This window comes from Rhodococcus sp. AD45-ID, from assembly GCF_003023755.1.
Lineage (GTDB): Bacteria > Actinomycetota > Actinomycetes > Mycobacteriales > Mycobacteriaceae > Rhodococcus_F > Rhodococcus_F globerula.
In genome coordinates this window covers 237,632-252,311 of sequence record NZ_PYHL01000003.1, presented here as the reverse complement: position 1 = coordinate 252,311, position 14,680 = coordinate 237,632, and the positions used below count along the sequence as shown (strand labels likewise).

The window sequence follows — 14,680 nt, the reverse complement described above, 5'->3', positions numbered from 1 at the left end:
CCGGAGATTTTTCATGAACCGATTCGACAACAAGCGCGTCCTCATCAGCGGTGCCGGGTCCGGCATCGGGCAAGCCACGGTGGCTCGAATCCTGGAGGAAGGCGGCACCGTCGTTGCCGCGGATATTTCCGAAGCAGGACTCGAACTCACTCGAGCCGCAGCAGCTGCCGCCGGCCATGGCGACCGCCTCACCGTCGTCACCGTCGACATCTCGAAAGAGGACTCCGTTCGGCAACAGATCGGTTCTGCGATCACGGCGCTCGGCGGTTTGGACGTGCTCGTCAATGCCGCTGGAATTCTGCGCTCCGAACGCACCCACGAGATGTCGCTCGACTTCTGGAACACCGTCATCGGCGTCAACCTCACCGGCACCTTTCTCATGACACGCGAGGCGCTTCCCGCTCTGCTGGAAAGCGGCAGCGGTGTTGTCGTCAACTTCAGTTCCACCTCCGCGACGTTTGCCCACCCGTACATGGCGGCCTATGCGGCGTCCAAGGGCGGTATCCAATCCTTCACGCATGCACTCGCTCTCGAATACAGCAAGCAGGGACTACGTGCCGTTGCCGTCGCGCCAGGAAGCATCGCGTCGGGAATGACCTCCGACCCCGGATTCCCCGCCGACATCGACTACACGTTGCTCGGCAAGCTGCTACCGGCCATCGGTGACGGTTTTGCTCCCCCGTCCGCGGTGGCAGGCGTGATCGCGATGCTCGCATCCGACGACGGCTCCTTCGTGACCGGAACCGAAATCCGCATCGATGGCGGCACGCATATGTGATCGCCTACTGTGCGCCTTACCAACCGTCCGCGGTTAGTAAGGCGCACAGCGCGAGGCGGCATACTTGTCCGAGAGTCCCCTGGAACCCGTCCGGCGGTACGAACTTCGGTGGGAGTGCGCGATGAGTGAACAGAGTGACACTACGAATCTCGAACCTGTACTGATCAGTCCCGTCGTCAGTGGAATGATCCGCACCTGGTCCGAGGACGAGACCCGTCTGTGGAGCATCGACAATCCCGAAGGTCTTGCCGAGCTGCTCGGTCGTGGACGTATCGCCCGTACCATGATGCCGGACAACCGATCTCGAGAAATTGCCTTCCTGGACACGGAGTCAGGCACGCTGTCGGTGCAACCGCGCTTCGCCGCTTCCGACAACGCCGACGTCGCCGGGTCGTTCCAACTCGGCGATCCCATCCCCGTCGACGGAGATCCGTGGGACGAACTCGAGCTGGCACTCGCACACGTTGCTCTCTCCGCTGCGGCGCGCAGCGAATTCTGGCTGGTAGAACAGGGTGGTTGGGACGCTCCAGCGCAGCCGCATTGTCTGTTTGCCGTGATCAGCGAGGACGGCGCAGCCAATGCCGTCATGGAGGCAGCACCCGCACCCGCCGATACCGGCGTCTGGCCTGAGGTTCCCAGCGATCAACCAGGGGTTTCCGTCGCGGCGCCGGCGTCGCAGGAGACCATCGAAGCGGCAGGCATCTTCGCCACAACAGCCATCCAGACGTGGAACGTCCATCCATGGGATGTTGCTCTGACCTTCGGAAAGCTCGAGGATTTTGCCTGATCCGCAGCCAAGTGAGTTCTACGTCTCCCGCCGCAACAGCAATCGCGGTTCGTCACAACACCCGGTATGACCACGACAGGACGACCTGCAATGGGCATACTGAGGGAACTGGGGTAACTCCCGGTCACAAATACCGTGAATCCGCGTCGGGGCGGAGATGCGGCCCTCACAACACGCGAGCGCTGGACAAACCGGCCGCTCCGAAAGGCTCAACCATGGCAACCGATCAATTGCAGACCGTTGTACTGCACGGTGACCAGCTGAAATACGTCGACCAGGGCAAAGGCCCCGTTGTCGTCCTGATCCACGGCCTTCTCGGCGCACATACCAATTGGGAACCGCAGATCGAGACGCTGTCGCGGCGCTACCGCGTCATCGCACCCGACCTGTTCGGGCACGGAGCGTCCGACAAGCCGGCCGGCGACTACTCCCTGAGTGCCCACGCCGCGACCGTGCGCGACCTCCTGGAAGCACTCGACATCCCCTCTGCCACGTTGGTCGGCCACTCCCTCGGCGGCGGCATTGCCATGCAAGCCATGTATCTGTTCCCCGACCGCGTCGAGCGCCTGTGTCTGGTGGCCAGCGGTGGCCTGGGCCCCGAAGTCAGCCCACTCCTTCGGGCCGCAACCTTGCCTGGCAGCGAACTGGTTCTTCCCGTCCTGGCGTCCAAGACGCTGACCGACGTCACCGACAAAGCTCTCGAACTGTTCAACAAGATCGGGCTGTTCAAATTGGGCGCCAGCGCGAGTGAAGCCCGCAAGAGTCTTGCGACGGTATCCGACGCCGCAACCCGGCAGGCTTTCCTTGCCACTGCCCGCTCGGTGATCAATTACCAGGGCCAAACAGTCGCCGCAACACCACATTTCGCGAAGTTCCAGAACTTGCAGGCGCTCTTGGTCTGGGGCGCCGAAGACACCATCATCCCCAACGCGCACACCGAAAACGCCCGCGCCGAACTCCCCCTGGGTCGTGTCGAAATCTTCCCCCGCGCAGGACATTTCCCGCACCTGGACTACCCGGACCGGTTCGATCGCGTATTCACGGAGTTCATGACGGATTGTGGTGTGGGATTCGGACCTAAGGCGGTCACGGGCTAGATTGCGTCGGCGCCTGGCGTCTGCACTGGTGGCCTGACAACAACACGACCGGTTCTCAGCAGCACCATGTTTGTCGAATCATCTGTTGGGTAGGGCTCTGTCAGAGGAATTCTCTTCGCACGATGTGTGACGAACAGAAGGAGCTGCCCGTGCCTTCATCACCGTACATCCCAGGCGCACCTGCTCCCAGGGTGCCGGACCTCCGAGAGCCCGTCGAACCACGCCCGCCGCTGCCTCCCAAAGAAGATCAGAGACAGCACGAAGTACGTACTGTCGCAGGAGCCGAGCCCGCGACGGACAGCCACGGCCGGGCACAACAAGGCGAATTTCTCACGACTGCGATCGGAACTCACCTCTACAAGACCGACCTCTCGTTGACCGTCAGCGAACGTGGTCCGACGCTCCTTCAGGATCATCATCTCTGGGAGCAGATCACTCACTTCGATCATGAGCGCATTCCCGAGCGGGTTGTGCATGCGTGTGGGGCTGCCGCTCACGGCAACTCCGTCGCGAACGGATCTGACGAAAGTATCTGCAAGGCAGCACTTTTTGCCAAAGGAACACAAACCCCACATTCGCTCGCTTCTCGACGGTACTGGGCTCACGCGGCTCAGCCGATACTGTGCGCGACACTCGCGGGTTCGCGACCAAGTTCTACACCGAGGAAGGTGTATTCGACTTGGTAGGTAACAACATTCCCGTATTCTTGCACTGGGGGCTGCCGGAATCGACGACTCGGCATTCGGGGTGGTAGTTGCCCCGACCCCGGAGGAAGCAGTCACCGCCGTAACAGAACTGCTGAAAACGCACCGGGTATGGGAACGTTTTCACACTTCTTCTGCGAACTGAAAGGACAATAGAGGTGAGCACCGATCCGCAACCCGAACTCCCCATTGAACGCGGCCTCGACGACGTATGTGAGCAATTGGCAACCGCAGCAACAAGACGCGGTTTGACTGTCGCAACAGCAGAATCGCTGACCTCCGGAAATATCGCTGCGCACCTGGGAAAGGCGCCCGATGCCGGGTCTTGGTTCAGTGGTGGGATTGTCGCGTACAGTCCGGCGGTCAAGCATTCCGTGCTCCACGTTCCGGACGGCCCCGTCGTCTGTGAAGACGCGGTGCGAGTCATGGCCCACAGCACTGCAACCCTGATGGGTGCCACGCTGGCTCTGGCCGTCACCGGGGAGGCAGGCCCAGAACCCCAGGAGGACCAAGATCCTGGAACAGTGTGGTTCGGGGTTGTCGATCATGGTGTCGCCGAGACTGAGAAACAGGTATTCAGCGGCGAGCCGGAGGACATTCTCGCCGCGACAGTCGAGCATGCGATCAAACTGTTAGCGCAGCATGCCGCCGGCGGCGATCACACCAGACTGGCGAGCTAGCCGTGGTTCGAAGACGCCAATTCCTCCAGGTAGCTCGCCACCCCGTCCTCGTCGTTGCTCGCCAGCACTCGGTCTGCAAGTTCGAGAATTTCCGGTAGCGCGTTCGACGGCGCCAAGGCGGTACCTGCCCACATCAACATCGGCAGGTCGTTGACGGCGTCACCTGCGGCCGCGACCTCCGACGGGTCAATGCCTTCAGCGGCGCACAACTGTGCGAGTGCACTGGCTTTGGACACCCCGGATGCCGCCATTTCCATGTACGGGGCACCGGAATGAGTGAGTTCGACGCCGGTAATTCCGGCTGCCGCGGCGGTTCGGTAGAGATCGGAACTCGACACGTCCGGATGCCGGGCGACAATCTTCACCATCGGTTCGATCTCCAGCGGCAACGTATCGGCAAGAACCATCTCGTGGACGTGCCTGTGGTGATCCGTGAAGTCGCACAGCGCAGCGTATTCGGGTTCCGCAAAGAACTGTGTCGGCCCGACATTCGCGAACACGACGCCGGGAACGAGTGTGCGGATTTGTTCCATTGCCGTTGCCGCCAAGGATGTTTCGATCGAGACAGTATCGACGATCTTCGGTGTACCGTCGGCAAGATCTAGAATCACAGCACCGTTGGCGCACACGGCCTTGCCCCGAAACCCGCATGAGCTCGCCAACGTATGCACCGAATGCCGAGCCCGAGCCGTCGCCCACACCACTTCGATTCCCGCCAGGCGTGCGCTCTCCATCGCCTGCGCCGTCCGCTCCGAAATCGTTCGATCGGAGCGCAGCAGGGTGCCGTCGAGGTCGGTGGCAAACATTCGGATTCGGGTCACGTGAATACATGATGCCAGGCAATCCGTCTGCAGCCTCGCTAGCCTGAATACATGAGCATCCCCGACATCAGCCTGAATTCCGGAACCACGATCCCGCAACTCGGCCTAGGAGTCTGGCAGGCCACCAACGATGAAACCGAACACGCCGTGCGCTTTGCGCTCGACGACGCCGGCTACCGCCACATCGACACCGCTGCCGCGTACGGCAACGAAGAGGGCGTAGGACGCGGCATCGCGGCATCATCCGTTGCCCGTGAGGACGTTTTCCTGACCACAAAGCTGTGGAACTCCGATCAGGGCTACGAACCGGCGTTGGCAGCGTTCGATACCAGCATCAAGAAATTGGGCGTCGACTATGTCGACCTGTACCTCGTCCATTGGCCGCTCCAGGACAAGGAACGACTGCTCCGCACCTGGGACGCCATGGAGAAGATCGCTGAATCAGGCCGCGCGAAAGCCGTCGGCGTCTGTAACTTCGAACCCCACCACCTGCAACTTCTTGTCGACCGAGGTGGGCTGCTTCCCGCTGTGGACCAGGTGGAATTGCATCCCCATCTCCCCCAGCACGCCATTCGCGCCAAGGCTGCCGAGCACGCAATTGCGGTCGAGTCGTGGAGCCCACTCGGTGGGACCAGTAACGCGGGATGGGGTCCGGCGTCGAAGCCGAACACACTTTTGACGGACCCGATCATCACCCGAATCGGTGATCGGCACAGCAAGTCGGCCGCGCAGGTACTGATCCGCTGGCATCTGCAGAACGGCCTCATTGTCATTCCGAAGTCCGTGCACGATGCCCGCATCGCCGAGAACATCGACGTCTTCGACTTCGAACTCACCGAACTCGACCTCAGCGAAATCGCCACGCTCGACGACGGCACTCGCGTCGGCGCCCATCCCGACGAACTTAATATCGGTGCGCCACAGTAGTTTCCGACAGATCCTGCAGAGTTGACATCACTCGTTCGAGGGGTTCGATGCTGCGCGTCGTCTGACACAGCGCAACGGCCCCCTCGATCGAGGCGATGGTCAGATTTGCCATCGATCGCGCCTGATCCGGCGGTGAGCCTGCCTCGCCAAGCGCGGTCTCGACAAGTGTCTGCCAACCCGCCAGAACCTCGGCAGCGGCCTGCGCAACTTCGGGTTCGCTCGCCCGAGCGAGCCCACCGGCGATGATCGGACAGCCGATCGCAAAATCGGAGTTCGCGAGGTTGCGACGCCAGATATCGCCGACGGCATCGATGATGTCGGCCGGCGATCCGGTAGCCGACGCCGCACTGATCCGACGCGTGATGACGGCGCCTGCAGCTTGCACGGCCTCGACCATCAGCTGAGTTTTGCCGCCAGGAAAGTGGTGGTAGATGGACCCGCGCGGGGCGCTGCTGTGTTTGATCACGTCGTTGAACGAGGTCGCGTCGACGCCGTTGCGGCTGATCAACTCGACGGCGCTGCGGATCATCCGCTCACGCGAGCTCAGGTCTGCCATCGCAACTGCGCCTCCGTTCCTCTCGTTCATCTGTCGGGTTCATGCTACGTCCCGGAGCTAGCACCCTTTCTGCACAGTGCGCACGGTTTCCCGCCTGCTGAAGTCCATGCTCACTCGAGACAAACCGTGCTCACTCGAGCCTCGCCCAGTCCACAGACCGAGACGGTTCAGCAACCATGCGGGCACTCGATGTACCATCGGCTCGTGACCTTCCCCGCCCCGCACAGCTGGTGGCCTGACCGCTGACGGTCAGCCGCAACTGTGTGCTGCCCAGACGAGATCGGGTGGTCCGCAACGCTCCAGCATTGGATCACCCGATACCGCGAACCAGGTACCGAAATCCATGAAGGAGAGTTAGTTGACCACCACCCCACTCAACCGTTCGCTCGAACCATTGGGCGTTTCCATCCCGTCGAAGGTTCCGACGCACTGGTACAACCTGGCGGCCGACCTCCCCGAACCCGTTCCCCCGCACCTGCACCCGGGCACCCGCGAGCCACTCGGTCCTGAGGACCTGGCACCGCTGTTTCCGATGAATCTCATCGCGCAGGAAGTGTCGACGGAACGGTACATCGAGATCCCCGAGACCGTCCGCGAGATCTACGGCATGTGGAGGCCCTCCCCGCTCTTCCGCGCACACCGCCTCGAGCGCGCACTGGGAACGCCTGCCCGCATCTACTACAAGTACGAAGGCGTAAGCCCCGTCGGTTCACACAAGCCGAATACCGCTGTGGCTCAGGCGTACTACAACGCCATCGAGGGAACCACCAAGCTCACCACCGAAACCGGTGCCGGCCAGTGGGGCGCGTCGCTGTCCTTCGCCGGCGCGCTGCTCGGACTCGACGTCGAGGTGTGGCAGGTCCGTTCGTCCTTCGACTCCAAGCCGTACCGCCGCATCCAGATGGAGGCCTACGGCGGAATCTGCCACCCGTCGCCGTCGGATCTGACGGAAGCCGGTCGCGCACTGCTGAAATCGCACCCTGACACCACGGGCTCCCTGGGCATGGCGATCAGCGAAGCAGTCGAGGTTGCCGCGCAGGATCCGAACACGCACTACTCACTCGGTAGCGTCCTGAACCACGTCATGCTGCACCAGACCGTCATCGGCCAGGAAGCCATGGTTCAGCTCGAAGAAGCCGGCGACGCCATCCCTGACACCGTATTCGGTTGCGCCGGCGGCGGTTCCAACCTCGCCGGCCTGACCTTCCCGTTCCTGGGACGGAATCTGCGTGAGGGCACCAAGACTCGTCTGGTTGCCTGCGAGCCGTCGGCCTGCCCGTCCCTCACCGAGGGCGAGTACCGCTACGACTTCGGTGACGTTGCCGGCCTGACCCCACTGCTCAAGATGCACACCCTGGGCAAGGACTTCGTTCCCCCGGCCATCCACGCCGGCGGACTGCGCTACCACGGTATGTCGCCGATGGTCTCCCATGCTGTCAACCTGGGACTGATGGATGCCATCGCCATCGATCAGGACGATGCACTGAACGCCGGTCTGATCTTCGCCCGCGCCGAGGGCATCATCCCGGCTCCGGAATCCACCCACGCAGTTGCGGGTGCGATCGCTCACGCGCGTTCCGTCACCGAACCTGAGGTGATCGTGATCGGCCTGTCCGGCAACGGTCAGCTGGATCTGCCCGCGTACTCGCCGTACGTCTGAGGCCCTGCGGGCCCTGTGCGCCTTTCTGGTAGTGCCGACTACCAAAAAGGCGCACGGGGCCGAAGGCCCTAATGCACCCGAGCCGGCCGCGCAATCACCTCTAGCGCAACCAACGCGAGCACTGTCACGAGCACCGTCACCGCTACGACAACACCCGACGGGTAGCGCCAGAAGACAAGTACAGCCACGGCGATGACAACGACCAAAACGCGAAGCGCCACAATGTATTTTGCGCATATCGTCTCGATGGCACGTGGTTCACGATCCGTACTCGGTGATCTGACAGAGTCGACTGCCTTGCTGAATCCGCGGCGCACGGCAAGCGCCGACGACGATCCACCCGTCAGATAGCCGACGATCGCAATCACAACGCCGAGAACGAAGACGGCCCGCAGGCTGGTCTTGAGCGGCAGGAGAAGGGTGTCGACGATAACCCCGGCTGACGCGGGCGACAACACGTCTGCAGGAATGTCGTCCAGGTACACCGCGCGCCCGATGCTGAGTGCGACCGCGAGGAGCGCCATCGCCACGGCAACGGTGATTCCGACCAGCGACAAAGTCCGCAGACGCGATCCCTTGGGCGCGCACCAGATTGCCCCGGCTGCGAGGATGATGATCACCCACGGAAGAACGGAGGACGCTTTGTCCAGCGCAGACACAAGACGCTGAGCCTTGACCAACTTCGGGGATTCGAAGATCACGAAGGACTTGTCGACGTCGGGAATCTTGTCGGCAAAAGCAAACCCACGATCGACGAGTGCGCTGCGCGCCTTCTCGATCAGCGGGGCCAGCGAGATGCTGACCTCACCCTTGTCACTGATATCGACCGCAGCTCGCGTGTCGCCGGTCAATACCGCCGTCAAGGATTGGTGGGCTTCACGATTCGCCTCGACCCACAGATTCTCGAATGCGTCCGAGGACACCACGGAGCCGACTGTCTGGTGGATGAACGATTTTGCCTGATCAGCAATGACCGGCGCGAGACCGACCACTACCTGCGGCACCCGCTCCGCATTCTCGGTCAGCGTTGCCAACGCGTCCGCTGTCACCTTCTCGATGTCCAACTGTGAATCGATCTCATCCGTGATCCGGTTGGTGATCTCACCTTGGATGACGGGATTCGACCCCAGCGGCGCCACCGTCTGCACGTAGCGTTCGGAATCGAGCAATTCGCTGCGTGCATAACGCGCGAGAACACCGGCGAACGACAGCACAAGAATCAAAATGAGCAAGATCCAGACGCCGATCCACCGAAGCCCCGAATGCTCAGCCCGTTGCCGCTCAGTCGGCTTGGTAGCCGCAAATTGGGCGCGTAACTTCTCGAGTTCGGCGCGTTCCGACTTACTGAGGGGTTCAGCATCAGCAGAGTCCATCTAGTGTCTCGTATCTCTCGATGAAGCATCGACAGCGGAGCATGCACAGAAGTACATACCCAGACACAAACGCACTCAATCTCACCTGAAGGTCGAGGGCTTCCAGAGGAACTTATGCAGCCATTTCAACCGTCGTAGGGACGGATGGCACGCCGCAAGCCACTGGCCCGGAGCACTTGGCGTTCGACGCCGGCGCGCACGGACTCCTCTGTTCCGATCACGCGAACATGAGTTCGCGCGCGAGTAATCGCGGTGTACAACAAGTCCCGAGTGAGCAGCGACGACGCCTCGGCCGGCAACATGACGGAGACGGTGTCGTATTGACTGCCCTGGCTTCGGTGGATGGTCATCGCATAGACCGTCTGCACGGAGGACAATGAGCTCGGGTGCAACTGGAAATTGTTGTCGCCGCGCTGGAAGGCTGCCATGAGCACTCCGCCCTCGCCCTCGACAATGACTCCGGTATCTCCGTTGTAGATGCCGACCTCGTAGTCGTTGGCTGTGACCAACAGCGGCTGGCCGGGATACCACTGTTCAGGATTCAGGAACTCCCCTGCCTCAGCCCCCACCCAGTCCATGGCCTGTTTTGCCCACCGGCTGACGCCGTACGGGCCGTCGCGGTGTGCGCACAGAAGCCGATGCGATTCCATCGCTTTCAGCGCTCTCATCGCGTCACCCTGCTTCGCGAATCCAGTCGCGGACTCAGCGCTCGTGACGATATCGGAACGCAGCGCGTCGAGGTCTTCGGGCGCGTGAAACGACACGCCGGGATCACCGCTACGAAGAAGGCCGATAACCTCCTCTGCCTTGCCCTCCCGAACCGCGCTTGCCAACTGCGCAATGATTCCGCCGAATCGTCGGCCACGGGAAAGTTGAACTATGCCGCCGCGGAGACGTTCACGATCGTGCGCGGTGAGTGATTCGGCAGTACCTCCAGGTTCCAAGTCCGCACCGACAATGTCGGCCAGCGCCTTGTTTCCCTCCGCATTCGACGGTCGTGCAACAAGATCCGCGAGGACCGCGCCGGCATCCACCGACGTCAACTGATCCGGATCTCCGACCAACAGCAGTCGCGCGTCAGGACGCACGGCCTCGAGTAATCGAGCCATCAACGTCAACGACACCATCGACGTCTCGTCCACCACGATCACATCGAACGGCAGGCGGTTGGACGCGTTGTACTTGAACCTGCTGGCGCTGCCCCGTTGCCAGCCCAACAAACGGTGCAGCGTCATCGCCGTGAGGTCTGCCGGAAGTTTCAACTGCTCCGCCTGCTCGCGCACCGACTCCTGCAATCGCGCAGCCGCTTTGCCGGTGGGCGCAGCCAGACCGATTCGTAACTCGCTGCCGTGCTCTTCGAGAAGCAGCGCAAGAATACGTGCCACCGTGTGGGTTTTGCCGGTACCCGGGCCACCCGCGATAACCGTCGTCCAGTGTGTGAGCGACAGGGCTGCCGCAATGCGCTGACGGTCAGGGCCACTGGTATGGCCTGAATCCCCCTGAAAAGTTGTCTGCAATCGGGTGCGCGACTGTTCGGTGTCGACTGTCGGATGCGTCTCGGCTCGCTCGTCGAGCACCCGCCGAATTGTCTGCTCCTGCAAAAAGTACCGATCCAGGTACAGCAACTCTCCGTCGTCGCTATCCACCAGTCGCAGCGGTCGCAACGGCCCGGCAGTTCCGCCGATCACCAAGGGGCTCAACCGCAACGCGCTGATCACCGCTTCAGGTTCCGGCCAGGGTAACGCGGCAAGTTCGGCTTCGGTGGCCCCGTCGACGCTGACATCCTGCATGCGTCGTAGATCCAGGCAAACCGATCCCGAGCGCACCGCCCGAACCGCCAACGCGGCCACCAACATCACGCCTGGCGACGGTTCCCCGCCCAGCGTGCACAATCTGACAGCAACGTGGACGTCGGCGGCCAGAAGGACCCCGGCCTCGTTGAACGTGCGCACGATCCCACGTGCTCGCTGGGCCAACTGCGCTTCGGTCATGAGAACTCCAGTACGTCAGGCGAAGATCGACCCGCGAGCAGATCCGACAACTCGACGATGAGCGCGGCCGGTGGTTTCCACTCGAATACACCGCATTCCGGCGGACTTTCCGGTCCGAGCATCCCCCGGACAAACTGATACTGCGCTCCGCCCAGATGCCGCCCCGGATCGTAATCCGCAAGTCGCCACCGCAGATAGCGATGCAATGCAACCGAGTACAACAGAGCCTGAAGCGGGTAATGCGAGCGAATCATCTCGGCTGCCATCAGGTCCCGGGTGTAATGCGCAGCCGTGAGATCACCGCGCCCCAACCTGTTGGTCTTGTAGTCGACGATCACGAACGACGGCCCCGGAATGCGCAGTACTGCATCGATACTGCCGGTCAGGAATCCCCGCATCGGTATGGCGTCGACCCGGCCCAGGTGATCGGCATAACCCGCCAGAATGTCGTCGTGCGGCAGATGCTTTCGGAGAAGTTCGGCCACCTGACGCAGCGTGACCATCAATGACACCGGATCGTCACCACCGGCCAGCGGCAATTCGAAGTCCAACTCCGGCAGTCGATCCGAAGGATCGATTGTCGCCAGCGTTCCGAAGCCCAGTGGCGTGTGCATGACTGCAAAGAGCGCGTTCGCCAGCGCCACCGGGTCCAGGTCCGCAGCCCGCGCAGAAACCGCCTGTGCACATCGCATCTCGAGTTCGCTGCGTAAGTCCACAGCGGAGGTATCGACAACTTCGAGAATTTCGTGAACCAACGTGCCGAACGCGGCGCCCGCGGGAAGTCCGTTCATCGGCGACGGCAATGCCTCCAGCGGTGAGGCTTCCACGGGTCCGACGTCCACGAAGTCCGCCGGTTCGTCGTCCTTCCCCGGATCCTCGACCTCACTGCCGGTGGTGGGCGCATGATGAGCGCCCGCCGTCAACGCCGAATACGACGTCCGGCGCCACAGCGTATCCAGGTCACGATCGAAGCGAGCTGCCTCCAACTCGTAGGTCTCCGAGACGGATTCGGACCAACGATCGACCGACGGTGGGTGCGGCCCGACCGACTCGACGGAAATCACGTCCGAGCGGTCCGCCGGCCACGATTCCAATCGCGTGGCAATGGCGCCGTCATCAAGTACTTTCACCACTCGGGCGGGCTCCACGATTCCGGGTGTACGCCCGAGTAGCAGCCTGTGCAACGCAGACCGCGACGTACCGTATGCCGGTGCCCACCAAAGAACCAACTGACACTGCGCCCGGGTGAGCGCCACGTACAGCAGACGCAACTCTTCGCCCGCTCCCTCCGTTTCAGCAGTCAGCTTCCGAGTGTTGTAACCCGGCCCTTCAGCCCCACCGACGTCGAGAATCCGGCGTCCGTCGCCGTCGTGGAGCATCTGGGTCGCTGCGGCGAATCCGCCGACGCTGTCCCAACCGAAGGGCACGTACACAATCGGGAACTCGAGGCCCTTGCTGGCGTGAACCGTGGCGATCTGCACTGCCGCTGCGTCGCTGTCCAGACGTCTGCTGCGATCACTCACGCTTCCCGACGCCGGGTCCTTGATCCGATCCCCCAACCACCGTACGAGGGCGCTCAGGCCGAACGATTCTTCGGCCGCGACTCGGCCGAGCAATTGCGCCACGTGACGCAGATCGGTGAAATCACGTTCGCCGGACGGCGACGACAGGATTCTTCGCTCCAAACCTGTTTCACCCGATATTTTTTCGAACACCGCCGCAAACCCGATTCGCTGGAACAGCTCGGCAAACATTCGCAACTGCCCGGACACGGCAGCCACGACGGCGTCGCCATCGGAATCCATCGCCTCGGGCGTATGGCCCAGAATCGGCGACAGCGCAGCCAGTCGCACCCGGTCTGCACGGTGAGGCTGCTCGACGGCCTGCAACAGCCATAGCCAGTGTTTTGCGCTCGCCGTCGCGAAGACGCTGGAGCCGCCGGTCAATACAGACGGAACACCGACGAGTTCCAACGTGCCACGAATCATCTCGGCTTGCTTGTGATTACGCACCAGGACGGCAATGTCGCCGGGTACAACAGGCCGGCTCACACCACCGAGACTCAGCTCGGAACCACTCGAGAGCACGCGCACGACGTCGGCGGCCAAGTCGTCGGCGATTCGGCTCCGCAATCTGCCGACCGCGGGAAATTGCGACCGATTGAGCGGACCTGCGCCGGTGCGCGGCAGATAACGCAAACGCATCGACGGCTGCCCGGGAAGCCGGGAAACCTTGTGCGACGACGCAACCGGATGAGCGACGATGCTGTCGTTACCCAGCGCGGCACCGCCGTACAGATGCTCGAGCGCAGCCAGCAGACCGGGGTCACTGCGCCAATTGGTAGTGAGTTCCTGATGCGAATCGGCCTGCTGTACGGCGTCGAGGTAGCTCAGCACCTCCGCTCCACGGAACGCGTAGATAGCCTGCTTGGGGTCACCGACAAGAACCAACGTGGTGTGCCCGTGAAACGCGAGGCGCAAGATATCCCATTGCAGTGGGTCGGTGTCCTGGAATTCGTCGATCAGGACCACACGAAACTTCTCGCGCACGCGGCGACAGGCTTCCTGTCCGTAGTCGGGGTCGGCGAGCACCCCGTGCAGCAACGTCAGGAGGTCGTTGAAGTCGCGAATCCCCCTGGCACGTTTGCGTCGTTCGACCTCATCCCGCGCTGCCGCCGCGAACAACACCCGCTGCCCCGGGATGGTGTCCTCGTCGGCATCGGGTTCGAGTACAGCTTGCCCGTCTGCGACCGCACTCCGCGCGATCGCCAGCGCATCCTTCACAGAAAACGGTGGGGACGTATCCAGGGCGCTGTAGCGGACGAGGTAAAGATCGGACACAACCTCGTCGATCAGATCGTCAACCGATTCGACAAACGTCGCATCCGGTTCCCGCTCACCCGCGATACCCAGACCGTCGAGCATCCGCTGGCAGAAGCTGTGCGTTGTGGTCATGGTGCCGGAATCGAACTCCGCGAGTGCCTGCAGAAGTCGACGGCGGCGACGTGCCAGCTCTTCGTCGCCGGCAGATGCCAGATGACGAATCAACACGTCGTCCGAGTGACGAGCACGGTCCGGGTCGGCCAGCGCAGCCGATACACCAGCGAATCGCTCACGCGTCCGCTCCCGAAGCTCCTGTGTTGCAGCCCTACTGAACGTCACCAGCAATACCTGCGAAATATCCGCCACGCCTTCGGCGACACACCGAGTTGCCAGACCCACAATGGCGTAGGTCTTACCCGTTCCCGCGCTTGCTTCCAATACCGTTGTGCCGGAAGGAAGGGGGCCAAGCAGGTCGAAGTCCATG

The 14,680-nt window shown here is 62.4% G+C and carries 12 protein-coding genes and 1 pseudogene; 8 read left to right on the top strand and 5 right to left on the bottom strand.

The window, feature by feature from the left end; all coding sequences use genetic code 11:
- Window positions 1–13 precede the first annotated feature (13 nt).
- The 6 genes and pseudogenes from C7T36_RS25260 to C7T36_RS25240 all read left to right on the top strand — a co-directional run bounded on the left by C7T36_RS25260 (window position 14) and on the right by C7T36_RS25240 (window position 4,046).
- Entirely contained in the window at window positions 14–778 is a 765-nt protein-coding gene (locus C7T36_RS25260; protein WP_045068543.1) for an SDR family NAD(P)-dependent oxidoreductase, read from the top strand.
- Window positions 779–899: 121 nt separating this feature from the next.
- On the top strand, window positions 900–1,565 hold the full coding sequence (locus C7T36_RS25255; RefSeq protein ID WP_045068541.1) for a hypothetical protein: 666 nt from the start codon (window positions 900–902) through the stop codon (window positions 1,563–1,565).
- 215 nt (window positions 1,566–1,780) lie between these two features.
- On the top strand, window positions 1,781–2,662 hold the full coding sequence (locus tag C7T36_RS25250; RefSeq protein WP_045068540.1) for an alpha/beta fold hydrolase: 882 nt from the start codon (window positions 1,781–1,783) through the stop codon (window positions 2,660–2,662).
- Between the two features lie 122 nt (window positions 2,663–2,784).
- Window positions 2,785–3,368, top strand: a pseudogene (locus tag C7T36_RS25245) (catalase); the annotation flags it as partial.
- On the top strand, window positions 3,365–3,511 hold the full coding sequence (locus C7T36_RS30825) for a hypothetical protein (RefSeq protein ID WP_375129664.1): 147 nt from the start codon (window positions 3,365–3,367) through the stop codon (window positions 3,509–3,511). The pseudogene C7T36_RS25245 and the gene C7T36_RS30825, both read left to right, overlap by 4 nt.
- A 13-nt stretch (window positions 3,512–3,524) precedes the next feature.
- Entirely contained in the window at window positions 3,525–4,046 is a 522-nt protein-coding gene (locus tag C7T36_RS25240) for a CinA family protein (protein WP_045068535.1), read from the top strand.
- On the opposite strand, the gene C7T36_RS25235 is transcribed toward C7T36_RS25240, so the two are convergent.
- Window positions 4,043–4,867 (bottom strand): HAD family hydrolase, encoded by an 825-nt coding sequence (locus C7T36_RS25235; protein ID WP_033232415.1) that lies wholly within the window; start codon window positions 4,865–4,867, stop codon window positions 4,043–4,045. The two genes, C7T36_RS25240 and C7T36_RS25235, sit on opposite strands and share 4 nt — an antisense overlap.
- A gap of 51 nt (window positions 4,868–4,918) precedes the next feature.
- Between C7T36_RS25235 and C7T36_RS25230 the strand changes: the two genes are divergently transcribed.
- A complete protein-coding gene (locus C7T36_RS25230; protein WP_045068533.1) occupies window positions 4,919–5,794 on the top strand; it encodes an aldo/keto reductase in 876 nt (291 codons plus the stop codon).
- On the opposite strand, the gene C7T36_RS25225 is transcribed toward C7T36_RS25230, so the two are convergent.
- Window positions 5,772–6,350: a TetR/AcrR family transcriptional regulator gene (locus C7T36_RS25225; RefSeq protein WP_045069651.1), complete on the bottom strand. Its 579-nt coding sequence runs from the start codon at window positions 6,348–6,350 to the stop codon at window positions 5,772–5,774. The two genes, C7T36_RS25230 and C7T36_RS25225, sit on opposite strands and share 23 nt — an antisense overlap.
- A gap of 358 nt (window positions 6,351–6,708) precedes the next feature.
- On the opposite strand from C7T36_RS25225, the gene C7T36_RS25220 reads away from it, so the two are divergent.
- Window positions 6,709–8,010 (top strand): TrpB-like pyridoxal phosphate-dependent enzyme, encoded by a 1,302-nt coding sequence (locus C7T36_RS25220; RefSeq protein ID WP_033232418.1) that lies wholly within the window; start codon window positions 6,709–6,711, stop codon window positions 8,008–8,010.
- Between the two features lie 68 nt (window positions 8,011–8,078).
- Here the strand turns inward: C7T36_RS25220 and C7T36_RS25215 are convergent, their stop codons facing one another.
- The 3 genes from C7T36_RS25215 to C7T36_RS25205 all read right to left on the bottom strand — a co-directional run bounded on the left by C7T36_RS25215 (window position 8,079) and on the right by C7T36_RS25205 (window position 14,679).
- A complete protein-coding gene (locus tag C7T36_RS25215) occupies window positions 8,079–9,383 on the bottom strand; it encodes a hypothetical protein (protein ID WP_045068530.1) in 1,305 nt (434 codons plus the stop codon).
- Window positions 9,384–9,508: 125 nt separating this feature from the next.
- On the bottom strand, window positions 9,509–11,374 hold the full coding sequence (gene recD, locus C7T36_RS25210) for an exodeoxyribonuclease V subunit alpha (RefSeq protein ID WP_045068528.1): 1,866 nt from the start codon (window positions 11,372–11,374) through the stop codon (window positions 9,509–9,511).
- Window positions 11,371–14,679 (bottom strand): UvrD-helicase domain-containing protein, encoded by a 3,309-nt coding sequence (locus C7T36_RS25205; RefSeq protein WP_045068525.1) that lies wholly within the window; start codon window positions 14,677–14,679, stop codon window positions 11,371–11,373. The genes recD and C7T36_RS25205 overlap by 4 nt, the downstream gene beginning before the upstream one ends.
- Between the last annotated feature and the right edge of the window lies 1 nt (window position 14,680).